Source organism: Streptosporangium vulgare (assembly GCF_042428775.1).
GTDB lineage: Bacteria > Actinomycetota > Actinomycetes > Streptosporangiales > Streptosporangiaceae > Streptosporangium > Streptosporangium vulgare.
Genome location: NZ_JBHMBS010000008.1, coordinates 70041 through 92625, shown reverse-complemented (window position 1 = coordinate 92625; position 22585 = coordinate 70041). Strand labels below are relative to the sequence as shown.

At 69.6% G+C, this 22585-nt stretch carries 20 protein-coding genes; 17 read left to right on the top strand and 3 right to left on the bottom strand.

Going from position 1 to position 22585, the window contains the following annotated elements; genetic code table 11:
- Nucleotides 1-165: 165 nt before the first annotated feature.
- Nucleotides 166-2961, bottom strand: coding sequence for an ATP-binding protein (locus tag ACFFRH_RS18545; protein WP_386158059.1), 2796 nt, complete (start codon nucleotides 2959-2961; stop codon nucleotides 166-168).
- 179 nt (nucleotides 2962-3140) lie between these two features.
- Here ACFFRH_RS18545 and ACFFRH_RS18540 point away from each other — a divergent pair, with 179 nt between their 5' ends.
- The 8 genes from ACFFRH_RS18540 (at nucleotide 3141) to ACFFRH_RS18505 (ending at nucleotide 10003) form a co-directional block, all read left to right on the top strand.
- Nucleotides 3141-3497, top strand: a complete 357-nt coding sequence (locus ACFFRH_RS18540; RefSeq protein WP_344749511.1) for a VOC family protein — start codon at nucleotides 3141-3143, stop codon at nucleotides 3495-3497.
- Nucleotides 3498-3576: 79 nt separating this feature from the next.
- On the top strand, nucleotides 3577-4188 hold the full coding sequence (locus ACFFRH_RS18535) for a VOC family protein (RefSeq protein WP_344749509.1): 612 nt from the start codon (nucleotides 3577-3579) through the stop codon (nucleotides 4186-4188).
- A gap of 171 nt (nucleotides 4189-4359) precedes the next feature.
- A complete protein-coding gene (locus tag ACFFRH_RS18530; RefSeq protein ID WP_344749508.1) occupies nucleotides 4360-4812 on the top strand; it encodes an iron chaperone in 453 nt (150 codons plus the stop codon).
- Nucleotides 4813-5014: 202 nt separating this feature from the next.
- Nucleotides 5015-6187, top strand: a complete 1173-nt coding sequence (locus tag ACFFRH_RS18525; protein ID WP_344749507.1) for a homogentisate 1,2-dioxygenase — start codon at nucleotides 5015-5017, stop codon at nucleotides 6185-6187.
- A 122-nt stretch (nucleotides 6188-6309) separates the two neighbouring features.
- Nucleotides 6310-7194, top strand: a complete 885-nt coding sequence (locus ACFFRH_RS18520) for a hypothetical protein (RefSeq protein WP_344749506.1) — start codon at nucleotides 6310-6312, stop codon at nucleotides 7192-7194.
- Nucleotides 7194-8330, top strand: coding sequence for a fumarylacetoacetase (gene fahA, locus ACFFRH_RS18515; RefSeq protein ID WP_344749505.1), 1137 nt, complete (start codon nucleotides 7194-7196; stop codon nucleotides 8328-8330). The genes ACFFRH_RS18520 and fahA overlap by 1 nt, the downstream gene beginning before the upstream one ends.
- Before the next feature lie 112 nt (nucleotides 8331-8442).
- On the top strand, nucleotides 8443-8880 hold the full coding sequence (locus ACFFRH_RS18510) for an NfeD family protein (protein WP_344749504.1): 438 nt from the start codon (nucleotides 8443-8445) through the stop codon (nucleotides 8878-8880).
- 4 nt (nucleotides 8881-8884) lie between these two features.
- Nucleotides 8885-10003, top strand: coding sequence for an SPFH domain-containing protein (locus tag ACFFRH_RS18505; RefSeq protein ID WP_344749503.1), 1119 nt, complete (start codon nucleotides 8885-8887; stop codon nucleotides 10001-10003).
- Between the two features lie 125 nt (nucleotides 10004-10128).
- On the opposite strand, the gene ACFFRH_RS18500 is transcribed toward ACFFRH_RS18505, so the two are convergent.
- Nucleotides 10129-10878: a hypothetical protein gene (locus ACFFRH_RS18500; RefSeq protein WP_344749502.1), complete on the bottom strand. Its 750-nt coding sequence runs from the start codon at nucleotides 10876-10878 to the stop codon at nucleotides 10129-10131.
- A gap of 371 nt (nucleotides 10879-11249) precedes the next feature.
- Here ACFFRH_RS18500 and tdh point away from each other — a divergent pair, with 371 nt between their 5' ends.
- From tdh to ACFFRH_RS18455, 9 genes are all read left to right on the top strand, one after another.
- Nucleotides 11250-12278, top strand: a complete 1029-nt coding sequence (gene tdh / locus ACFFRH_RS18495; RefSeq protein WP_344749500.1) for an L-threonine 3-dehydrogenase — start codon at nucleotides 11250-11252, stop codon at nucleotides 12276-12278.
- Nucleotides 12279-12330: 52 nt separating this feature from the next.
- Nucleotides 12331-13503, top strand: coding sequence for a glycine C-acetyltransferase (locus tag ACFFRH_RS18490; RefSeq protein WP_344749498.1), 1173 nt, complete (start codon nucleotides 12331-12333; stop codon nucleotides 13501-13503).
- 170 nt (nucleotides 13504-13673) lie between these two features.
- The gene (locus tag ACFFRH_RS18485) at nucleotides 13674-15185 is read left to right on the top strand and encodes a S1 family peptidase (protein WP_386158049.1); all 1512 of its coding nucleotides are present in this window, start codon (nucleotides 13674-13676) and stop codon (nucleotides 15183-15185) included.
- Between the two features lie 312 nt (nucleotides 15186-15497).
- On the top strand, nucleotides 15498-17006 hold the full coding sequence (locus tag ACFFRH_RS18480; protein WP_386158046.1) for a S1 family peptidase: 1509 nt from the start codon (nucleotides 15498-15500) through the stop codon (nucleotides 17004-17006).
- Between the two features lie 461 nt (nucleotides 17007-17467).
- Nucleotides 17468-18496 (top strand): choice-of-anchor I domain-containing protein, encoded by a 1029-nt coding sequence (locus ACFFRH_RS18475; RefSeq protein ID WP_386158043.1) that lies wholly within the window; start codon nucleotides 17468-17470, stop codon nucleotides 18494-18496.
- A 112-nt stretch (nucleotides 18497-18608) separates the two neighbouring features.
- Nucleotides 18609-19532, top strand: coding sequence for a LysR family transcriptional regulator (locus ACFFRH_RS18470; protein WP_386158040.1), 924 nt, complete (start codon nucleotides 18609-18611; stop codon nucleotides 19530-19532).
- Between the two features lie 100 nt (nucleotides 19533-19632).
- Entirely contained in the window at nucleotides 19633-20220 is a 588-nt protein-coding gene (locus ACFFRH_RS18465; RefSeq protein ID WP_386158037.1) for a hypothetical protein, read from the top strand.
- 17 nt (nucleotides 20221-20237) lie between these two features.
- Nucleotides 20238-20693 carry a hypothetical protein gene (locus ACFFRH_RS18460; protein ID WP_386158035.1) on the top strand — a complete coding sequence of 152 codons (456 nt, stop codon included), beginning with the start codon at nucleotides 20238-20240 and terminating at the stop codon, nucleotides 20691-20693.
- Nucleotides 20694-20707: 14 nt separating this feature from the next.
- Entirely contained in the window at nucleotides 20708-21067 is a 360-nt protein-coding gene (locus ACFFRH_RS18455) for a LysR substrate-binding domain-containing protein (protein WP_386158032.1), read from the top strand.
- Between the two features lie 758 nt (nucleotides 21068-21825).
- Here ACFFRH_RS18455 and ACFFRH_RS18450 read toward each other — a convergent pair.
- Nucleotides 21826-22350 carry an ATP-binding protein gene (locus tag ACFFRH_RS18450; protein WP_386158030.1) on the bottom strand — a complete coding sequence of 175 codons (525 nt, stop codon included), beginning with the start codon at nucleotides 22348-22350 and terminating at the stop codon, nucleotides 21826-21828.
- Between the last annotated feature and the right edge of the window lie 235 nt (nucleotides 22351-22585).

Here is a 22585-nt window from a genome sequence, read left to right as displayed (position 1 = left end):
CTCCGTCCGGCGCAACCCCCGGCGCGGCCTGTCGGTTCCCATATGAAGTGATCCGGAGCAGGGCTCCGGCCTGAGGCGGATCGGCTTGCGTAAAACACAGGAATGCTCGTTTGTCTCAACCCATCTGAGATTTCCCGATGGCGGAACGACCGGCAGCGTTGGGATCTATCCCTGTGGCGCCATCGGGGCGAAGCCGAGATCGGCCAGCGCGGCCGCGCCGCGGGCGGCGTGGTCACCGCCGGCGAGCACCAGGGTCCGCGCCGACTGATAGCGGCAGCCGGCGGCGTCGAACGCATCTGCCGTGGCGAGCAACCGCTCCTGGTCATTGTCCAGCAGCGCTTGAGCCCGCTCCACGATGGCAGTGGCGACCGGGTTGCCGGCCACAACGGTCCGAGCCTCGGCCAGACGGTCGCCGGCCTCGGAGCTCCTGGCGAGCACGGCAGTCTCGGCGCGCAGCGCCACGTACCAGTGAAGCCAGATCCAGGTGACCCATTGCCACACCTCGCCGGGCTCAGGCGCCAGCCGCTCCAGCGCCTGCGGTGCCTGCCCACGGTGGAGCAGGAGCATCGCGTCGAAGATCGCCCCGTAGCCGTAGGTATTCCCCGGTGAGGGGTCGAGCTGATTCAGGACCGCGCTCCATTCGCGCCAGGCATCCTGGTCCTCGCGTAGGCCGTGGATCATCGCCACTGCGGCCGCCGGCGGGCCGAGGACGGATCTGGCGGGGCTGCCGGCCTGCTGCCACGCGTCGAGGAACCGGACGCTGCCGGTGAGTATCTCCTTGACGTTGCCCGCCATCGCGTCGGCCACAAGGAGCCAGCCCGTGGCACGATGGCCGACTTCCGCCAGCAGCGGATGATCCGCGAGTTGCCGTGCCCACCGGCGGGCACCCGGCAGGTCGCCGGTGCCGAGGCTGGCCTCGGTGACCTCACCAAGCGCCTCGATCAGCTCGTGGGTACCGGCCGGGGTACCCGGTGTGGACGAGAGCAGCGTGATCCGGCGCCGGGCCGTGCCGGCGGCGGCGAACGTGTCACCGGCCCAGCTCTGGGCGCAGGTGAGCGTATCGAGCGCGGCGGACTCGGCGAGCGGGTCACCCGTGCGGTGAGCGAGTTCGACCGCTCGTTCGGCGCGTGCGATCGTCATGGGAACCGCGTCGTCGTTCAGGCCCGGTGCGGCACCGATCTCGGTGAGCGCCCGCCCGGCCTCGGCCAGTGCCACCGCGCCCTGGGCGGCCGGGTCGTCGCCGGCCAGCTCCCGCGCCTGGGTGATGAGTGCGACCGCCTCTTCCTGTGGCAGCTTCCGGACGAACTTGCCGGAGAACCGGTAGGCGTTGGCGGCGGCGGTCGCCAGGTCACAGGCGGCGCCGGCGGTGTCGCCGGACCGGCGGGCGGCGTCCGCGGCCGCGCGGTGCAGGCGGTACATGTCATCACCATGCATCCGGCAGCCGGCCACGGCCGCGGCATGCCGGAGCATCGACGCGCCGGCGGCGGGGTCGTCGGCGAGCGCGGCGGCCTGCTCATAGCGTCCCTGGGACTCGCCGATCAGATGACGGGCGAAGGTCAGCTCCGCCAGGTGCCGGGCGAGGCGGTACGCGTCCGTGCGCTGTTCCGGCCGGTCGGCCGCCCACGCCAGGGCCGCGCGCAGATCGTCCGCCACCGCGTCGAACCGGGCCCGCCAGTCCGCTCGTACCACCGCCAGCTCGGCGGCCTCGGCCAGGCACCAGCGAACGTGGCGGGATCGAGCGTCGACCAGCTCACCGGCCTCGGCCAGCCGCTCCACCCCGTACTGGCGGATGGTCTCCAACGCCCGGTACATGGTCCCGCCCGGGGACGCCGTCACCACCAGCAGGCTCTGTTCGGCCAGCCGGGCCAATCCCTCGGCGACAATGCCTTCCTCGGACCCGGTCACCCCCACCGTCGCCGCAGCAGCAGCCGTGAACGGTGCCACGAACACCGACACCTGGCGCAGCAGCGCCCGGTCGGCCGGTTCCAGCAAAGCATGGCTCCAGTCCAGAGCCCCCCGCACCGAACGGTGCCGCTCATCGGCACGGGAGCCGCCGGTCAGCATCCGCAGCGGATGGGACAGGGCGGCGTTGATGCCGTCCAGCCCGAGCGTGGAACACCGGGCGGCGGCCAGCTCGATCGCCAACGCCATCCCGTCCAGCCGCTCACAGATCGAGGCGATCTGATCGCGCAGTGCGGGATCCAGCGACCGGCCCACCGCCGCCGCCCGCTCCCTGAACAACGCGACCGCGTCGGACTCGCCGTCGACGGACAGTGACAGCGGCGGGACCGGATACACCCGTTCGAACGGCACCATCAGCCGTGCCTGGCTGGTCGCCAGCACCGTCACCCGAGGGCACGTCGCCAGCAGCCGCTCGAGAAACAGCGCCACCCCGTCCACCACGTGCTCGCAGTTGTCCAGCACCAGCAGCGCATGGCGGTCGGCCAGCGCGGCGATCACGGATTCGGTCATGCCGCGGCCGGGCTGCTCACCGAGGCCGAGCGCCCCGGCGACCGCCGTGGCGATCAGGTCCGGATCGGTGACCGGAACCAGGTCGACGAACCACACCCCGTCGGCGTACTCGCCGGCTGCCTCCGCGGCCACCGCCAACGCCAGCCGGGTCTTGCCCACTCCGCCGGAACCAACCGCGGTCACCTGACGGTGTGCCTTGATCAGCTCGGCCAGCTCGGCCCGCTCGCTCACCCGGCCGACGAACGAGGTCAACGGGGCCGGCAGAACCGGTGCCGGGTGAGACGGGCCGACGCCGACCGGCTCGGACGCGCGGCGGGCGAGCGCCCGCCGATCCGGCACCTCCAGCTTGCGCAGCAGCGAGGAGACGTGACTCTCCACGGTACGCACCGAGATGCACAGCCGTGCCCCGATCTCGGCGTTGCTGAGATGGGCCCCGACCAGTTCCAGCACTTCGGCTTCCCGAGGGGAGATGTCCGCTGCTGCAATCACTGTCACATATTGCCGCATTCCCTCCGTGCTCTCATCCGTGGTGGCCACTGTGCGCGATCCGTGCCGTCGATCCGTGGTCGGGTTCCGTGGTCGCCACGGATGCCGGCCGGGCAGGCCGGAAGCAAAGCTGTGAACACGCAAACAGCGGGTCGATGAGGCCCACGACCACAGGAGTGACCATGGCCGGCTCTTTCACCCAGGGAATCAAGACCGTGCTGCACCCCGTGTCCGACCTGGCGAAGGCCAAGGCGGTGTATGCGGCCCTGCTCGGTATCCCGCCGCAGACCGACTCGTCCTACTACGTCGGCTTCGAGGTTGAGGGCCAGCACATCGGGCTGGTGCCGGGCGGTGGACCGCAGGGCATGACCTCGCCGGTGGCCTACTGGCACGTGCCGGACATCGAGGCGAAGCTGGCCGAGGTGATCGCCGCGGGGGCCACCGTACAGGAGGCCGCGCACGAGGTCGGCGGCGGCCGCCTGGTGGCCACCGTCATCGACCCCGACGGCAACGTCCTCGGGCTGATCCAGGACCGGTGAGTGCCGGCCTGCCCCGCCATACCCGCCGCGTAGCGGCCGCCGACAAGACAACGAACCCACCTCGCTCAAAGGACCTGCCATGACCTCCTTCGAATCCGTCACCCTGGAAGTTCCCGACCCCACGGCCGCGGACGCCTTCTACAATGCCTTCGGTCTGGGCTCTTACGTGAACGTCCGCGCCTCGGACGCGCCGACGACCGGCTTCCGCGGGTTCGCGCTGTCACTCGTGGTGTCCCAGCCGGGCAACGTCGACGCCCTCATCGGCGCCGCCCTCGACGCCGGCGCCACGACGCTGAAGCCGGCCACGAAGGGGTTCTGGGGCTACGGCGGCGTCGTCCGCGCTCCGGACGGGACGATCTGCAAGGTCGCGACCTCGAAGAAGAAGGACACCGGCCCTGCCGCCCGGCACATCGACCAGGTCGCGCTCCTGCTGGGAGTGGTGGACGTCAAGGCGAGCAAGCGGTTCTACGTCGACCGCGGCCTGGCCGTGGCCAAGAGCTTCGGCGGCAAGTACGTCGAGTTCGACACCCCGTCGTCGGCCGTCACGCTGGCGCTCTACCCGCGCCGCGCCCTCGCCAAGGACACCGGCCTCTCCCAGGAGGGCACCGGATCACACCGGATCGTGATCGGCAGCGATGGCGGGACCTTCACCGACCCCGACGGGTTCGTATGGGAGGCCCCATCCGTCTGAGGCAGGCGGCGGGGCGACCGCGACGGCAGCCGAGCCGGTCGGTCTGACTCCTCGACCGGACACGCCGCCTGCCCGAGGCTTCACGCTCCGGTGGCACCGCTCCCGAACAGAGGACCATGAGGTCCCTTCCCAAGATCCCGAAAATCAAGATCCTCAAGGAGAAAATCCGCCATGAGCAACACCGAAAGCAGCACCTACCAGGGATTCACGGCCGAGGAGCGGGCCGCGATGAAGGACCACGCCCAAGAGCAGAAGAAGGCAGCGCGCCGCAGCTCACGTGCGGACAAGGCGGCGCAGGACCAGCGGGACGTACTCGCGAAGATCGCCGAAATGCAGGAATCGGACCGGATCATGGCTGAGCGCGTCCATGCCGTCATCACCGCCAGCGCCCCGGCCCTCGCGCCCAAGCTCTGGTATGGGATGCCCGCCTACGCGCTGGACGGCAAAATCGTCTGCCACTTCCAGAGCGCGGCCAAGTTCAAGACACGCTACGCGACGCTCGGGTTCAGCGACCAGGCGAACCTGGACGACGGCACGATGTGGGCTGCCGGTTTCGCCCTGACCGAGGTGACGGCCGAGGTGGAGGCGCGGATCGGTGCGCTGGTGAAGCAGGCGGTGAGCTGAGGCGCGCCCAGGAATGTGCGCACTAAATTGAGCCGGCTCGGGTCATACATCACTTTCATCGAATGACGTCGGCTCCCGCATGTCACCGGGGCGGCGCCGGCGGATGCTCGCCGAGACGTTTGACATCTCCCCGCCCCTGACAGATGGTTGTTCGTATAAAGGACGTATGCGTCCGATAAACGGACAGAGTTGGGAGAAGCGGATGCCGTACTACCGGGTCGTGGGAGAGATCCCCCGCAAGCGGCACGTACAGTTCCGGCGGCCCGACGGCGGGCTGTACGCCGAGGAGCTGATGGGCGAGGAGGGGTTCTCCAGCGACTCGTCGCTGCTCTACCACCGCCACCTCCCCACGGCGATCATCAAGGCCGAGGCCGTCGAGCCCGACGCGTCGAGGGGGCTCCTCACCCCCAACGTGCCCCTCTCCCCCCGCCACCTGCGCACCCAGGACCTGCCCGCCGGGGGCGACCTGGTCACCGGGCGCGGGCTGCTCGCCGGGAACGCCGACGTCCGCATGTCGTACGTCGCGAGCGAGACGCCCAGCGGGCTCTACCGCAACTCCATGGGCGACGAGTGCGTCTACATCGCGAGCGGGCGGGTCAGGTTCGAGTCGACGTACGGGGCGATCGAGGCCGGGGAGGGCGACTACGTCGTCGTCCCCACCGGGACGATCCACCGCTGGGTGCCGCGGGGTCCCGTCACGGCGTTCACCATCGAGGCGGCGGGCCACATCCGGCCGCCCAAGCGCTACCTGTCCAAGTACGGCCAGTTCCTGGAGCACGCCCCCTACTCCGAGCGCGACCTGCGCACCCCGCAGGAGCCCCTGATCGCCGAGGGCGAGGAGGTTCCGGTGCTGGTCCGCACGCGCGGCGGGCTCACCCGGCTGGTCTACCGCGACCACCCGTTCGACGTGGTCGGCTGGGACGGCTGCCTCTACCCGTACGCGTTCAACATCAACGACTTCGAGCCGGTCGTGAAGCGCACCCACGCCCCGCCGCCGGTGCACCAGACCTTCGAGGGTCCCAACTTCGTGATCTGCTCGTTCTGCCCCCGGCCGCTCGACTTCCACCCGGACGCGATCCCGATCCCGTACAACCACCACAACGTCGACTCCGACGAGCTGATGTTCTACGCGGGGGGCGACTACACCGCGCGCCGGGGCTCGGGCATCGACGTCGGCTCGGTCTCGCTGCACCCGGCGGGGTTCACCCACGGCCCGCAGCCGGGCGCCGTCGAGGCCGTCATCGAGGCGGTACGGCAGGGTCACACGCAGACGAGCGAGCTGGCCGTGATGGTCGACACCTTCCGCCCCCTCGACCTGGGCCCGGCCGGGCTGTCGGTGGAGGACCCCGCGTACGCGTGGACGTGGGCCCGTTGACGGACGCGGCCCAGAACGCGAGCCCGCTGACGAGCGCACCCCAGGACGCGCTCCGGGACACGGACCCGGCGCCGGCGACGCGGGGCACGATCACGGGTCCGCCACGGGGTAGGGACAGGACCATGAGCGCACACACGAGCACGGGAACGGGCGTGGCTGTGGACGGCGTGGGGATGGGAACGGCGGTGCTCTTCCGGGAACTCGTCGACGACGCCGGGCTGTTCCCGCCGACCGGGCTGCCGATGGCCGAGGCCCTGGAGCGGCACAGGAACGACCTGGCGGGCAACGACCCGGTGCTCACCCACCGGTTCCTCTGCCCGGCCGGACGCCTGGCCGAGCTCCGCGACCACCTGACCCTCCCGATCCGGCTCGGCCTGATCCTGGACACCCCGGACGTCCCGCCCCTTGAGGACGTCGCCGTCGAGCTCGTCGAGGTGCGGCAGGTCCCGGGCGAGACCCCGGGGACCGTGTCGGAGCGGCTGGCCGGACGGCTGCCCGGCGGTGCCCGGCTGTTCGTGGAGGTGCCCCCGGGCGACCTCGCCTCCCTGCCGCGCGACGGCGCGGGCCCCGGCCTGAAGTTCCGCTGCGGCGGACCGGCCGCCGGAGCCTTCCCGAGCGCGGCGGACCTGGGCGCCCTCGTCGCGCACTGCGCGAGGCACGGCGTGCCGTTCAAGGCGACCGCCGGGCTGCACAACGCGGTCCGCCACTTCGATCCCGTGCTGGGCGTGGACCGGCACGGCTTCCTCAACCTGGTCCTCGCGGTCTGCGCGGCCGTGGAGGACCGCGATCCGGTGCCGGTGCTGAAGCTGACCGACGTCGGTGAGCTGGTGCGCCTGGCTCAGGCCGTGCCCGACGACACGGCGGCGCGCGCCAGGGATCTGCTGGTGTCGTACGGCTCGTGCGACACGCACACCCCGATCGAGGACCTGGTGGCCCTGGGCCTGATCGCACGGCGCCCGCCTGCCCCCGATACGGCGACCCCCGGCACAGAAGAGGAGAGCGTGTGATGTCTTGGGGCCTGGAGAACCTGCCCTACGGAGTCTTCTCCCGCCACGAGGGGGAGACCCCCCGCGTCGGCGTCCGGTACGGCGACCACGTGGTCGACCTGGCCGCGGCCCTGCACGACGAGGTGTTCGCCACCGGCTCGCTCAACGCCTTCATGTCCAGGGGCCCGGCCGCGTGGCGCGACACCCGCGCGCTGATCCAGAACAAGCTGAGCACCGACCGGGTGGCGGTGGGGCCGCACCTCGTCCCGCTCGACCAGGTCACGCTGCACCTGCCGATCGAGGTGGCCGACTATGTCGACTTCTACTGCTCGCTGGAGCACGCCTCCAACCTGGGCCGGATGTTCCGTCCCGACGAGGAGCCGCTCAAGCCGAACTGGCGGCACCTGCCGGTCGGCTACCACGGCAGGGCCGGGACGGTCGTCGCGTCCGGCACCCCGGTCACCCGCCCCTCCGGGCAGCGCGGCGCGGGGGTCTTCGGCCCGTCCGCCAAACTGGACATCGAGGCGGAGCTGGGATTCGTCGTCGGCACGCCCACGGCCCTCGGCGACCGGGCCGGGCGGTTCGAGGACCACGTGTTCGGCGTGACCCTGGTCAACGACTGGAGCGCCCGCGACCTCCAGGCGTGGGAGTACGTCCCGCTGGGCCCGTTCCTCGGCAAGTCCTTCGCCACCTCCATATCGCCGTGGATCACCCCGCTCGCGGCCCTGTCGGAGGCACGGATCGAGGGCAGGCCGCAGGACCCGGAGCCGCTCGACTATCTGCGCCGCGAGGAGCCTTGGGGGCTCGACCTGCGGCTGGAGGTCTCCGTGAACGGCGAGGTCGTCTCCCGGCCCCCGTACCGGGACATGTACTGGACGCCCGACCAGATGCTCGCCCACATGACCGTCAACGGCGCCGCCCTGCGTACCGGCGACCTCTACGCCAGCGGCACGGTCTCCGGCTCCGGCCCCGGCGAGCGCGGCTCGCTGATCGAGCTGACCTGGAACGGGACCGAGCCACTGAAACTGCCCGACGGCTCGGCCAGGACCTTCCTGGAGGACGGGGATACCGTCACGATCACCGCGACCGCCCCCGGGCCGGGCGGAACCACGATCACCCTGGGCGCGGTCTCGGGAACGATCGAGCCCGCCCGGTAGCCCCGGAACCCGACCTCGGAGCCAGGTCTGTCGGCGATCCGGCGAAGGACATACGGTGGGGAAAGGAACCTCCCAGACGTCCGGCGCGTTGTACAGACAGGAGGGCCGGAGCATGGATTACTGGGTCATCTGGTTGATCTTGGCGGTAGCGCTGGGGGTCGCCGAGATACTTACCCTGACCACCGCTCTCGGCCTGCTCGGGGGCGCCGCTCTCATCGCCTCCATCGCCGCCGGGCTCGGCCTGCCGGTCCCGCTCCAGCTGGTGGTGTTCATCGCCGCCCTGGGCGCCGGAGTGACCGTGGTCCGGCCCATCGCCAAGCGCCAGCTCACCATGCGGCAGCCCCGGAGCCAGCGGTTCGGGATCCAGGCGCTCGTGGGCAAGCCCGCATACGTCCTGCGCGAGGTGACCGGCAGGGACGGCCGGGTGCGGATCGGCGGCGAGGAATGGTCCGCCAGGGCCTACGACGAGACCCTGGTGATCCCCGCCGGGGCGACCGTCGACGTCATCGAGATCGAGGGCGCGACCGCGCTCGTGTATCCACGGGAGTGACACCATGGACGCTTTGCTCATAGCCGGACTGCTCATCGTCCTGTTGGCGGTTTTCACCGTGATCCGCTCGGTGCGCATCGTCCCCCAGGCGCGGGCCCGCAACGTGGAACGGCTGGGCCGCTACCACAGCACGCTGAAGCCCGGCCTGAACTTCGTGATCCCGTACATCGACCGGGTCTATCCGATGATCGACCTGCGCGAGCAGGTCGTCTCCTTCAAGCCCCAGCCGGTGATCACCGAGGACAACCTGGTCGTCGAGATCGACACGGTCCTGTACTTCCAGGTCACCGACCCCCGGGCGGCGGCGTACGAGATCGCCAACTACATCCAGGCCGTGGAGCAGCTCACGGTCACCACGCTGCGCAACGTCGTCGGCTCGCTCGACCTGGAGATGACGCTGACCTCCCGCGACACGATCAACAGCCAGCTGCGCGGGGTGCTCGACGAGGCGACCGGCAAGTGGGGCATCCGGGTCAACCGGGTGGAGATCAAGGCCATCGACCCGCCGAAGAGCATCAAGGAGGCGATGGAGAAGCAGATGCGCGCCGAGCGGGACAAGCGCGCCGCGATCCTCAACGCCGAGGGCCAGCGGCAGTCGCAGATCCTCACCGCCGAAGGCGACAAGCAGAGCGCGATCCTGCGGGCCGAGGGTGACCGGAGCGCCGCGATCCTCAAGGCCGAGGGCCAGTCGCAGGCCATCGACGAGGTCTTCCAGGCCGTGCACCGCAACGACCCCGACCCCAAGCTGCTGGCGTACCAGTACCTGCAGGTGCTGCCCGAGCTGGCCAAGGGCCCGAACAACACGTTCTGGGTGATCCCCAGCGAGGTCACCTCCGCGATCCAGGGCGTCTCCAGGGCGTTCACCGAGGCGCTGCCGCAGTCGTCGGCCGTCCGCGAGACCCCCAGGGTCAACGAGGCGGCGGCCGAGGAGAGGAAGCAGGCCGAGCAGGCCGCCGCCGACGCGGTCGCCGAGGCGGCCGAGGCCGATCTGGGCCCCCGCCAGCTCAACGCGCCCCCCGCGCACCTGCCCGGCGACGACCTCCTGGGAACGGGCACGGGAGCGGGCGCGGGGACGGCGGCGGGAGTGGGAACGCGGGAGGAGCACCACCGCACCACCTCCTGAGCCCTGCCCCCACCCGGTCTGAGCTCTGCCCCCCGGTCACTCCCGCCCACCCTGCCCCACCCGGTCACCCCCGCCCATCCTGTCGCCCTCGCCGCGACGGCCACCGTCGCGGCGGGGGGTGCCCCTCAGATGCGGCAGGCTCCGATCTTCTTCAGCCACACGTCACAGTTCTTGCAGGCGCTGCGAGCCTGCCATTTCCCGTCCCTGCTGTTCCAGGTCTCGGCGTGGAAGTAGAGAGTCCCTGCCTGAATCTCGGACTTTTTCGTGATTTTCCTGGCGATGAGGAGCTTGTTCATGGCCTCGACCTCCGCGCATGCGTTCACCGGCCAGCTCTCCACCTCGGGCACACCGGCCAGCAGTTCCTCCATGACCGCGTGCTGCTTGTCCGCGTAGGCGTAGGCGCCGCTGGTGCCGGTGTAGGTCTTGCCCGTGACCGTGTCGGCGAGGCCCACGATCACCGTGCCGACCGCGGTCCCCTTCCCCCCGGGATACTTCCTGCGCAGGTTGACGGCCTCCTCCCGGGCACTGGCGATGATCATCTCGTGCCGTCGCTTCGCCTGCTCCTCGGCCTGCTCGCGCTCCACCTCGGCCTTCTTCGCCAGGTAGTAGGCCCAGCCGCCCGCGTCGTTCTCCTCCACCCACTCGACGAACGCCCCCCGCGCGCTCCCCTCGCTCGTGCCGCTGACGATCGAGAACTCCAGACGCGACAGCCTCTTCATCAGGAGATCGACGCCCTCCTTCTCCCTGTCCAGGATCGTCATCTTCCTGTGGAACCCGTCCAGCAGCGTCCGGGCGCCGAAAGCCCATTCCTTGACGCCCGTGGCGGGAACCTGGTCGTTCACCGTGGGCAGGGCGATGTGCGGCTGTTCGGTCATGGCGTACCTTTCCCTGTGGTTTGCCCAAGCATCCGCGCGAGCGATGTACGACCGATTACCGAGCGATATATTCCGCCTGCAATCAGTGAAAGTCATCGCCCGGAAAGGGGCGCCTGAGTTCCCGGCCTCGATCCGGCCCCGGGCGACCCTGGTCGTCACCGGTCGTCACCGGTCGTCACCGGTCGCCGCCGGGCCTGTCGGCCGACAAGGACCACGCCTGTCCGATTTGACGATAAAGGTCCGGGTACATCGTTAGTTCTCGGGGACCGGGCGTGAAGCAACGCTGTGGGTGGGATTAAGAAAACCGCGATGGACACCCCCGAAGGCGACCGGGCACAGTGCGTAGGGTCGGAGCTGAGGGGGAATCCGCTATGAAGGCGCTGGTCAAGGAGAGGGCCGAACCCGGCCTGTGGCTGGCCGACGTGCCCGAACCGTCCGTCGGCCCCGGTGAGGTGCTGATCAGGGTGCTGCGCACCGGGATCTGCGGCACCGACCTGCACATCCGGAGTTTCGACGCGTGGGCCCGGCAGACGCTGCGGACGCCGCTCGTCGTCGGCCACGAGTTCTGCGGCGAGGTCGTCGAGGTCGCGCCCGGCGTGGAGGACATCGCCCCCGGCGACCTGGTCAGCGGGGAGGGGCACCTGGTCTGCGGCAAGTGCCGCAACTGCATGGCCGGACGGCGGCACCTGTGCCGCAGCACGATCGGGCTGGGGGTGAACCGCGACGGCGCCTTCGCCGAGTACGTGACGCTCCCGGCCTCCAACGTCTGGGTGCACCGGGTCCCGGTCGACCTCGACGTGGCCGCGATCTTCGACCCGTTCGGCAACGCGGTGCACACCGCCCTGACGTTCCCGATGGTCGGCGAGGACGTGCTGATCTCCGGCGCCGGGCCTATCGGGCTGATGGCCGCCGCGGTCGCCACCCACGTGGGCGCCCGCAACGTGGTCGTCACCGACGTCAGCCCGGAACGGCTGGAGCTGGCCCGCAAGCTCGGGGTCACCCTGGCGCTGAACGTCGCCGAGACGTCCGTCCAGGAGGGCATGGACGGGCTGGGCATGCGCGAGGGCTTCGACGTGGGCCTGGAGATGTCCGGCAACCCGAAGGCGCTCCGCGACATGATCGCCTCCATGTCGCACGGCGGGAAGATCGCCATGCTCGGCCTGCCCGCCGAGGAGTTCGCCGTCGACTTCGCGACGATCGTGACCTCGATGATCACCCTCAAGGGGATCTACGGCCGGGAGATGTACGAGACGTGGTACGCCATGTCCGTGCTCCTGGAGAAGGGCCTCGACCTCTCCCCCGTGATCACCGACCGCTTCTCCTACCGCGACTTCGACGCGGCCTTCGACACCGCCGCCGGAGGCAGGACCGGCAAGGTCATCCTGGACTGGACGACCTGATGCCCGGCTCCCGCGGCGTCCCCGGCATGATCACCTCGGATTGGACCGCCTGATGTTCGACAATCTCCGCGACGACTTCCGTACGACCCTGAACGAGATCGCCGAGGCCGGGCTGCTCAAGCCCGAGCGGGTCATCACCACCCCGCAGAGTGCCGGGATCGCGGTCGCGGGCGGTGGCGAGGTCCTCAACTTCTGCGCCAACAACTACCTCGGTCTCGCCGACCACCCCGAGGTGATCGCCGCCGCCAAGGAGGCGCTCGACCGCTGGGGCTTCGGCATGGCCTCGGTCCGCTTCATCTGCGGCACCCAGGAGGTGCACAAGGAGCTGGAGGCGCGGCTGTCGGACTTCCTCGGCCAGGAGGACACCGTCCTGTACAGCTCGTGCTTCGACGCCAACGGCGGTGTGTTCGAGACGCTGCTCGACGAGCGCGACGTGGTGATCTCCGACGCCCTCAACCACGCGAGCGTCATCGACGGCATCCGCCTGTCCAAGGCGCGGCGCCTGCGCTACGCCAACCGCGACCTGGCCGAGCTGGAGTCACGCCTCAAGGAGTCCGCCGACGCCCGGCGCAGGCTGATCGTCACCGACGGCGTCTTCTCCATGGACGGCTACGTCGCGCCGCTGCGGGAGATCTGCGACCTGGCCGAGCGGTACGAGGCCATGGTGATGGTCGACGACTCGCACGCCGTCGGCTTCGTCGGCGAGCACGGCGGGGGCACCCCCGAGCTGCACGGCGTACGGGACCGGGTCGACATCCTCACCGGCACGCTCGGCAAGGCGCTCGGCGGGGCCAGCGGCGGCTACGTGGCGGCGCGCGGGGAGATCTGCGAGCTGCTCCGCCAGCGCTCGCGCCCCTACCTGTTCTCCAACTCGCTCGCCCCGGTGATCGCCGCCGCGTCACTGCGCGTCCTCGACCTGATCAGCGGCTCCGACGAGGCCCGGACGAGGCTGCGCGCCAACACCGAGCGCTTCCGCACCGGCATGACCGAGGCCGGGTTCGAGATCCTGCCCGGCGACCACCCCATCGTCCCGGTGATGATCGGCGACGCCGCCGAGGCCGCCGCGATGGCCGAACGCCTGCTGGAGCTGGGCGTCTACGTGATCGGCTTCTCCTACCCCGTGGTCCCGCACGGCCAGGCCCGCATCCGGGTCCAGCTGTCCGCGGCCCACTCGGCCGAGGACGTCGACCGCGCCCTGGAGGCCTTCGCCGCCGCCCGCGGCTGAACACCCACGACGGAACTCACCGGAAGTCGTCCGCGTGGCGTCCGGCTTCCGTGGCCGTGACCGGCGTGGGCTGAATTAAAATCTCGACTTGCCCACGTAACGCGATCAACCGGTGATGTGCGGCGTTCTCCCCCTCTTTCTTGAGAACGGTCGAGGTCGAGGAGAGACCGATGCCCCGCAAACACGCCGCCATCACGGGATGCGTCCTGGCGATCACCGCCCTTACCGCGACGGCCGTCCCGGCCGCCGCCCACCCCCTGACGACCGGCGTCGCGACCACCGCGGTCACACTGAAACCGCCGCCCGGAATGATCGCGGCCCTTCAGCGCGATCTCCATCTCACCCAGGAACAGGCCCAGGCCCGGCTGCTCAACGAGACCCGCCTGGCGCCGGTCGCGGCGCAACTCCGTACGAAGCTCGGTGCCCGTTTCGGCGGTGCCTGGTTCGCCGGAACCGTCGCGCAGACCCTCGTGGTGACCACCACCGACTCCGCCGATCTTCCTCAGATCATCGCCGCGGGCGCCCGAGGCGAGGTGGTCGACTTGTCGCTCCAGGACCTCCACGCGGCCTTGGCGGTCACCAACGCGTCTCTGTCCCGTAACGATGGAAGTGTGCGCTTCATCGATGTGAAGAGCAACCAGGTCGTCGTCCTCACCAAGGAACCCCTGGCCGCGGAGGACAAGATAGAGGCCAGCGGGGTGAGCGCGGGCGCCGTGCGGGCGGTGCAGTCCCACGAGACCCCACAACTCCTCGGCGACGTGGTGAACGGCGAGGACCTGGCGGGCGGCGACGCCTACTACATCGGCGTCAGGTCCCGCTGCTCGGTCGGGTTCTCCGTGACCAAGGGGGTCAAGGAGGGGTTCGTCAGCGCCGGTCACTGCGGTACGGCGGGCGACACCACCAGCGGCTTCAACCGGGCGCCGCAGGGAGTCTTTCAGGCGTCGACCTTCCCCAACAATGACTTCTCCTGGGTCGAGGTGAACAGCAACTGGACACCCCAGCCGTGGGTGGGCAACGGCGCGGGTGAGGTGGTGAAGGTCTCCGGTTCGAGGGCGGCCATCGTGGGGGCGTCCGTCTGCCGGTCCGGCTCGACCACCGGCTGGCACTGCGGCACCGTCCAGCAGCTCCACACCAGCGTCGCCTACAACCAGGGCAACGTCTTCGAGCTGACCCGCACCAACGTCTGCGCCGAACCCGGAGACTCCGGCGGCTCCTTCATCTCCATCGACCAGGCCCAGGGCGTCACCTCCGGCGGCTCCGGAGACTGCAACTCCGGCGGTGTCACCTACTTCCAGCCGATCGACCCGATCCTCACCACCTACGGCCTGACCCTGAAAACCACCGCCACCCCCCCTGGCAGGGGCGCGCAAACCTGCACCGACTACCCGCTCACCGTCGAGGGCGCGCTGGCCGAGGACGGTTCCGGCTACCAGCCGCGCAATCGCGGCTACCACTCGACCGTCGGCGGCGTCCACTCCGGCTGCCTGAACGCCAACGACAGCGCCGACTTCGACCTCTACCTGCAGAAGTGGAACAACCGGAACTGGGTCACCGTCGCCACCTCCGAGGGACCGACCCCCAACGAAAGAATCACCTACACCGGCACGCCCGGCTACTACCGCTACCGCGTGGTCGCCTCGGCCGGTTCCGGCGCCTACACCCTGGGATACAGGGTGCCGTAACCCGCCCGAGCCTCATGTCCTGCCGTTTCGACCTCTTCCCGGTTCGCCGTGCCGCCGAGATCCGCGGCCTGTGGCATCGACGGAGCGGCAGGAGGTCCGGGCGGGCCAAGGACCCGATCGACGATGTCCCCGGCCGGGTCCCGGGATGCTCCGGTGGACATCGCCGAAGTCACCCCCGCGTGGCGCGCGGCTTATGTAACCCGTGACCGGCACGACTGAATTAAGGTTGTGCTGCCCGCATCGCATGATCAGCAGGTGGTGTGAGCCGCTCTCCCCCCTCTTTCTGGAACGGTCGAGGTCGAGGAGAGACCGATGCCCCGCAAACACGCCGCCATCACGGGATGCGTCCTGGCGATCACCGCCCTTACCGCGACGGCCGTCCCGGCCGCCGCCCACCCCCTGACGACCGGCGTCGCGACCACCGCGGTCACACTGAAACCGCCGCCCGGAATGATCGCGGCCCTTCAGCGCGATCTCCATCTCACCCAGGAACAGGCCCAGGCCCGGCTGCTCAACGAGACCCGCCTGGCGCCGGTCGCGGCGCAACTCCGCGCGGAGCTCGGCGACACCTTCGGCGGCTCCTGGCTCGCCGGCGATCTCGCGCAGACCCTCGTGGTGGCTACCACCGACAGGAAAAAAACTTCCCGGATCATCGCCGAAGGCGCCCGTGCCGAGATCGTCAGCCGGTCGTTGAAGCAACTCGACGCGGCCCTCGACACGGTCGACGCGGCTCTGTCCGACCACCGGGACGGGCCGGTGCGCTATGTCGACGTGAGGGCCAACAAGGTCGTCGTCCTGTCCAACGTGCCGACGACGACCCAGGACGTCCTCGAAGCCAGCGACGTGAACCCGGCCACCGTGCGCGTGGTGCCCTCCATCGAGCAGCCCCAGCTCCTGTCCGACCTGGTGGGCGGGAACGCCTACTACATCGGTACCTCGTCCCGCTGTTCGATCGGCTTCTCCGTGACCAAGGGGACCCAGAACGGTTTCGCCAGCGCCGGTCACTGCGGTACGGCGGGCGACACCACCAGCGGCTTCAACCATGTCGACCAAGGCGTCTTCCAGGCGTCGACCTTCCCGAACAGTGACCTCTCCTGGGTCGCGGTGAACAGCGACTGGACCCCCAAGCCGTGGGTGAGCAACGGCGCGGGCGGGACGGTGAACGTCTCCGGTTCCAGGGTGGCCATCGTGGGGGCGTCGATCTGCCGGTCCGGCTCGACCACCGGCTGGCACTGCGGCACCGTCCAGCAGCTCAACACCAGCATCACCTATCCTCAGGGCAACGTCTTCGAGCTGACCCGCACCAACGTCTGCGCCGAACCCGGAGACTCCGGCGGCTCCTTCATCTCCATCGACCAGGCCCAGGGCGTCACCTCCGGCGGCTCCGGAGACTGCACCTCCGGCGGTGTCACCTACTTCCAGCCGATCGGCGAGATCCTCACCACCTACGGCCTGACCCTGACGACCACCGACGGATCGACCCCACCACCTCCGCCGGCGACCTCCGGCACGTGCACCGGCTATTCGAGGACCATCACCGGCACGCTGGCCAACGACCAGTCCGTCTACCAGCCGAACAACCGCTACTACCAGTCGACCGCCGGCGGCCTCCACTCCGGCTGCCTGGACGGCGTCGGCAGCGTCGACTTCGACCTCTACCTGCAGAAGTGGAACAACCGGAACTGGGTCACCGTCGCCACCTCCGAGGGACCGACCCCCGACGAGAAGATCACCTACACCGGCACCGCCGGCTACTACCGGTACCGCGTGGTCTCCTTCAGCGGTGCCGGTGCCTACACCCTGGGCTACAACGCGCCATGACCCCGCCCCGGGAAGGCGACCCCGGGACGCGGAAGACATGCGCCGGAACCGGGGGAGTTCCGCAGGCTGGCGATCGGATGATCGCCGGCCCGCGGAACTCCCCTCTTTCGCCCGGACGAGCAGGGACGGGACACCGTCGCGGAGCCGGTTGGCCGGCGGCCTCAACAGGGCTCCGGTGGTGAGAGGCGTGTTTCCCGTTAGTGAGTTCGTGCGTGAGTTCGGTCGGCCACGGCCGCTCCCGTCGAGCGGTGAGTCGACCAAGCGAGTGACCGTAGGTGTTCAAGGCGGTGTGTCGTTTTCCATACACGGTGTCATACGGGCGTAGAACGGAACCCGTAGTGTCATTGGAGGTTCTGGTGCTTCGGTTCTGGATGAGAAAAGCAGTCGAGAAGCACTGTCGGAAGCCGTCCCGCCCCCTTCGGGGGCGCGGGCGATCCGGGGTCCGGCAGCCCATGGCCGCGATGTCCATCGTGGTGGGGTTGACGGTACCGGCGTCCATGGACACCCCGGTCACGGCGCCCCCGCAGTCTGTGAGGTTCGTCTACGTGGCCAACACGCAGGCGGACACCGTGTCGGTGATCGACGCCGCGACCAACCAGGTCACCGCCACCATCCCCGTCGGACGCGCCCCTCTGGAAATAGCGATCTCTCCACGCGGCACCCGCGCCTACGTGACCAACCAGGGATCGGACACCGTGTCGGTGATCAACACCGCGACCGGCAAGGTCACCGCCACCATCCCCGTCGACGACAACCCACTGGGGATCGTGGTCTCCCCCCATGGCACCCGCGTCTACGTGACCAACACGCAGACGGACACCGTGTCGATGATCAGCACCGCGACCAACAAGGTCACCGCCACCATCCCCGTCGGGCACAACCCCTTCAGGGTCGCGATCTCCCCCAACGGCACCCGCGCCTACGTGACCAACCAGGGATCGGACACCGTGTCGGTGATCAACACCGCGACCAACAAGGTCACCGCCACCATCCCCGTCGGACGCGCCCCCTTCGGAATCACGGTCTCCGCCAACGGCACCCGCGCCTACGTCACCGACACGGAGTCGAACAGCGTGTCGGTGATCAACACCGCGACCAACAAGGTCACCGCCACCATCCCCGTCGGACGCGCCCCTTTCAGGGTCGCGATCTCCCCCGACGGCACCCGCGCCTACGTGACCGACACGGAGTTGGACATCATGTCGGTCATCGACACCGTGACCAACCAGGTCACCACCACGATCCCCGTCGGACGCGCCCCCTTCGGAATCGCGATCTCCCCCAACGGCACCCGCGCCTACGTGACCAACCTGAGCGACAACTCCGTGTCGGTGATCGACACCACGACCGACAAGGTCACCGCCACCGTCCCCGTCGGCGACGGGCCTTTCGGGGTCGCGGCCGGACAAGCCGTCCGCCGGAGGGGTGCCCCGGCCATGGTTCGGCAGGCCGGAGGGAGCTCCGCACCGCTCGGGTCCGCACCGGGGTGAGGGCTGGACTCCGCACCGAGGTGAAGGCTGGACCAGTTCGCCGATCACCTGTCCGTGAACCCGTGACGGACCTGCGTCGCAGCTCACGGACGACCTCCGCGAGAATGAACGCGTGATAGACACGCGGCGGCTCAGGACCCTGCGTGCGGTGGCCGACCACCGCACGGTCACCGCGGCCGCCGCCGCGCTGCACCTGACCCCCTCGGCGGTCTCCCAGCAGCTCGTCGCCCTGGAACACGAGGTGGGCCACCGGCTGCTCGACCGCGACGGCCGGGGCGTGCGGCTCACCGCCGTCGGGCGCATCCTCCTCGACCACGCCAACGAGATCCTCGCCCAGCTGGAGCGGGCAGAAGCCGACATCGCCGCCTACACGGCCGGCACGGCGGGCGAGGTGAAGGTGGCCTCCTTCGCCACCGCGATCGGGCTGGTCGTGGCTCCCGCGGTCGGCGTCCTGCGGGACAAGGAGCCCGGCATCCGGGTGCGTGTCCTGGACGCCGAGGGCGACCAGAGCCTGACCATGGTCCTGGACGGCGCGGTGGACGCGGCCGTGGCCGTGGAGTACCGCGGGGCCCCGGCCGAGGACGACCGGCGGCTGTCGCGCATCCCGCTCTACTCGGAGCCGTTCGACCTGGTGCTCCCCCGGGGTCATCGGCTCTCCGGGGGCGGGGTGACGGTCGCGGACCTGTCGGGCGAGACCTGGATCGGCCCCTACCCCGGCAACCCCTGCCACGACGTGATCGCCCTGGCCTGCGAGCACGCGGGCTTCACCCCCGAATTCGCCCACTCCTCCGACGACTTCAGCGCGGTCGTCGCCCTCGCCGCCGCCGGCGCCGGAGTGGCCATGGTCCCACGCCTGGCCCTGCGCGGCACCGACCCGTCCGGCGTGGTGATCCGCCCGGTCCCCGGCCCCGAACGCCGCGTCTTCACCGCCGTACGCCGAGGCACCGAACGACACCCCCTGCTCACCCCCCTGCTGAACGCCCTCCAGGACACCGCGACGACACTGGACCGAACCTCGTCACCTAAAGGTCCGTGACGACCACCATCACTTCCTCACCAGCATGCTCGGCGACGCAGGCCCGCCGGCTGTCGTCACGATGATTGATGTTCGGTATAACCGAAGATATCTTCGGCTTATGCGAAGCGTCGCGGCGCCCATCGTTCCCATCTTCAAGACTCGGACCCAGGCGGAGATCCTGGCGGCCGTCTATCTACGGCCTCGGCATGACTGGACTCTCGCCTCTCTCGCCCGGGATCTGGGCGTAGCCCCCTCGACCTTGCACGCCGAAGTTCATCGCCTCATCGACGCCCAGTTGATCACTTCTACCGAGATCGGGCGTTCTCACGTCCTGCGCGCCAATTCCGGCCATCCGCTGTTCCGGCCCGTGACCGAGATCCTGAGCTACATGTACGGACCTCGCACGATCATCAGCGAGGAGTTCGCCGGCATTCCCGGCACCGAGCGCCTGCTCATCTTCGGCTCGTGGGCCGCCCGCCATGCCGGAAACCCAGGACCTGTCCCCCACGACATTGACATACTCGTCGTCGGTGAGGTCGACCGTGCCGCCCTCTATGCCGCCGCCGACCGTGCTCAGGAACGCATCGGCATGCCGGTCAATCCCGTCCTCGCCTCCACCCGCCGCTGGAACGCGGAGGCCGACGCCCTCATCAGGCAGATCAGGTCAGCCCCCGTGATCGACCTGACTGCCGAAATCCACACCTGATCGGAGAAACCCGGCCCATGACACGGTGGACACGCGGCGAGGCGGACGTCGAGCGGATGCTGACCTCCGGCGAACTCCAGCGCGTCCGTGGCGAGGCCACTGACGGCAGTGGATGGCTGGAGAAGGCGACCACCACCCTCGCCAGCGCCGAAGGGCTCAGAACAACCGATCCGAACTCCGCCTACACACTCGCCTACGACGCGGCGCGCTTCGCCTGCGCCGGCCTACTGGCACAACAGGGGTTACGGGCCACAACCTCCGGCGGCCACTATGCCGTCCAGCAAGCCGTGATCCGGCAGTTCGGTCCCACGTTCGAGCCGTACGGCACCATGCGCCGCAGGCGCAACGAACTCGAATATCCGGAGTTCCCCGACGAGGTGGTGGAAACAGCGGAAGCGGAACACGCGATAGCGGCCGCACGCGCACTGATCGACGCCACCGGCAAACTCCTCGATCACCTCGGGCTGTTCTGATCTCCGGGGGCGGGGTGACGGTCGCGGACCTGTCGGGCGAGACCTGGATCGGCCCCTACCCCGGCAACCCCTGCCACGACGTGATCGCCCTGGCCTGCGAGCACGCGGGCTTCACCCCCGAGTTCGCCCACTCCTCCGACGACTTCAGCGCGGTCGTCGCCCTCGCCGCCGCCGGCGCCGGAGTGGCCATGGTCCCACGCCTGGCCCTGCGCGGCACCGACCCGTCCGGCGTGGTGATCCGCCCGGTCCCCGGCCCCGAACGCCGCGTCTTCACCGCCGTACGCCGAGGCACCGAACGACACCCCCTGCTCACCCCCCTGCTGAACGCCCTCCAGGACACCGCGACGACACTGCGCCGGGCCCCATCCCTGTGATCCCTGTGATCCCTGTGATTCCTGTGACCAGTGCGTTCGGTGAGGCCAACGGCGCTATCGGCGTGTACGGAACGCCGTGGCCCTCGTCCTCCCTGCCTCCGCGTTCCGGAAGTACGGGGGACTCCTCGCTGTTGTCCGCCCACGACTTCCCCAAAGCAGGCCACTGGCGCCGATAACGGCACCAGCGGAAGCCCATCGTCACCACCAAGGCAACCGCAGTGATCACCCCGGCAACCACTGCCTGAAGTACCAGCTCCACGATCACCCACCCCGTCCCCATAAGTTCCTTATGCGGCTTTTCGTGGAACGATGAGCTTCCGGATGCGCAACGACTTACATATTTTGGAAAGCGCTTTACCCTGCCCGCGCTCACTGTCCAGGGCGGATCTCTTGGACCCGCACAATTCTGGCGAAGGCCACGGATTCGCGGCGCAGGCCCGCCCGCTGACTCCCATCGCGAAGTGACAGGCGTCACTCCTCAAGGGCAGGCCGACGAGGCCCTCGTCTCCGATGTCACCTTCCGGGGCCCGCTGGGCCGGGGCGGAGCACGTGGCACCCGTCATTCTCATACGGTTCATACGGCGAGGCTCGCGAGCGGGGTCCGGCGCTGGGACGAGAAACCCCCGGCGAGGTGCTCCAACGGGGGAAGTGGAGCTGGAGCGGCACCTGCCGCGGGTTCCTTCGTGGGGGACGAACCCGCGTGCCGCCACCCGCCGGGGGTGGTTCATCGGCTCCCAGCAGGTGCTGGGAGCGGTGCGTCATCCCCGCCGAGCGGAGGTCGGCGCTCCGGGGAGGAGATCATCCGGAGACGGCGGCGCTGACTCCTCGGGGAGACCCCCGTCGGAGCGCGGCGGATTCGCGGGAAGCTCGCACCAGACGGTCCGTCCGGGTTCGCGGCCGTGGGACCGGTAGCCCCAGTTTCCGCCCGAGAGCACGCCGACGATGGCGAGCCCTCGGCCGTTCTCCGTCAGGAGGCATGCCGGATCCACCCGGAGGCGGGGTTCCTCGACGCTCAGGCCCGCGTCCACGACCTCGACGCGCAGCAGGCCGCCGTACGCCAGCAACCGCAGGATCAGCGGGTCGTCACCGGAGGCCCCGGCCTGCCCGGTGACCTTGAGGCGGGCGTGCTGGACGGCGTTGGTCACCAGCTCGGACACGACCAGCCGTGCGTCCTCATAGGCCGGATGACCCTCTCCCAGCCATTTACGAACCTCCTCCCGCGCCCTCGAAGCGGCTTCGGTATCACCGAGCAGAAGTATTTCGCTGAATGTCTCCGGCTCCATGGGGTTGCCCCTTCCGACCGAATTGAACCGACCCGTTATCGCGTGAGCCATCAACTGACATACCGCGACAGCGCCGGCTCGACAGGCACACGGTCCCAAACACCGAGACACGGAGAAAGCCGAACCGCGATTACCAGGGGTTCACAGTTCGCGAAGCAAGTTCACAACACTGTGAACCCATGAAAACCTCGTCCCCATTCCCTCGGCAATGGAAATGAAGGAGAATTCCAAAGAG

Excerpts from the sequence above, each read along its gene's own strand:
- ACFFRH_RS18450 (WP_386158030.1), bottom strand. The coding sequence starts at position 22,350 with ATGGAGCCGGAGACATTCAGCGAAATACTTCTGCTCGGTGATACCGAA.
- ACFFRH_RS18485 (WP_386158049.1), top strand. The coding sequence starts at position 13,674 with ATGCCCCGCAAACACGCCGCCATCACGGGATGCGTCCTGGCGATCACC.
- ACFFRH_RS18500 (WP_344749502.1), bottom strand. The coding sequence starts at position 10,878 with ATGACCGAACAGCCGCACATCGCCCTGCCCACGGTGAACGACCAGGTT.
- ACFFRH_RS18490 (WP_344749498.1), top strand. The coding sequence starts at position 12,331 with ATGTTCGACAATCTCCGCGACGACTTCCGTACGACCCTGAACGAGATC.
- ACFFRH_RS18465 (WP_386158037.1), top strand. The coding sequence starts at position 19,633 with ATGCGAAGCGTCGCGGCGCCCATCGTTCCCATCTTCAAGACTCGGACC.
- ACFFRH_RS18525 (WP_344749507.1), top strand. The coding sequence starts at position 5,015 with ATGCCGTACTACCGGGTCGTGGGAGAGATCCCCCGCAAGCGGCACGTA.
- ACFFRH_RS18505 (WP_344749503.1), top strand. The coding sequence starts at position 8,885 with ATGGACGCTTTGCTCATAGCCGGACTGCTCATCGTCCTGTTGGCGGTT.
- ACFFRH_RS18460 (WP_386158035.1), top strand. The coding sequence starts at position 20,238 with ATGACACGGTGGACACGCGGCGAGGCGGACGTCGAGCGGATGCTGACC.
- ACFFRH_RS18475 (WP_386158043.1), top strand. The coding sequence starts at position 17,468 with ATGTCCATCGTGGTGGGGTTGACGGTACCGGCGTCCATGGACACCCCG.
- ACFFRH_RS18540 (WP_344749511.1), top strand. The coding sequence starts at position 3,141 with ATGGCCGGCTCTTTCACCCAGGGAATCAAGACCGTGCTGCACCCCGTG.
- ACFFRH_RS18480 (WP_386158046.1), top strand. The coding sequence starts at position 15,498 with ATGCCCCGCAAACACGCCGCCATCACGGGATGCGTCCTGGCGATCACC.
- fahA (WP_344749505.1), top strand. The coding sequence starts at position 7,194 with ATGTCTTGGGGCCTGGAGAACCTGCCCTACGGAGTCTTCTCCCGCCAC.
- ACFFRH_RS18520 (WP_344749506.1), top strand. The coding sequence starts at position 6,310 with ATGAGCGCACACACGAGCACGGGAACGGGCGTGGCTGTGGACGGCGTG.
- tdh (WP_344749500.1), top strand. The coding sequence starts at position 11,250 with ATGAAGGCGCTGGTCAAGGAGAGGGCCGAACCCGGCCTGTGGCTGGCC.
- ACFFRH_RS18535 (WP_344749509.1), top strand. The coding sequence starts at position 3,577 with ATGACCTCCTTCGAATCCGTCACCCTGGAAGTTCCCGACCCCACGGCC.
- ACFFRH_RS18530 (WP_344749508.1), top strand. The coding sequence starts at position 4,360 with ATGAGCAACACCGAAAGCAGCACCTACCAGGGATTCACGGCCGAGGAG.
- ACFFRH_RS18510 (WP_344749504.1), top strand. The coding sequence starts at position 8,443 with ATGGATTACTGGGTCATCTGGTTGATCTTGGCGGTAGCGCTGGGGGTC.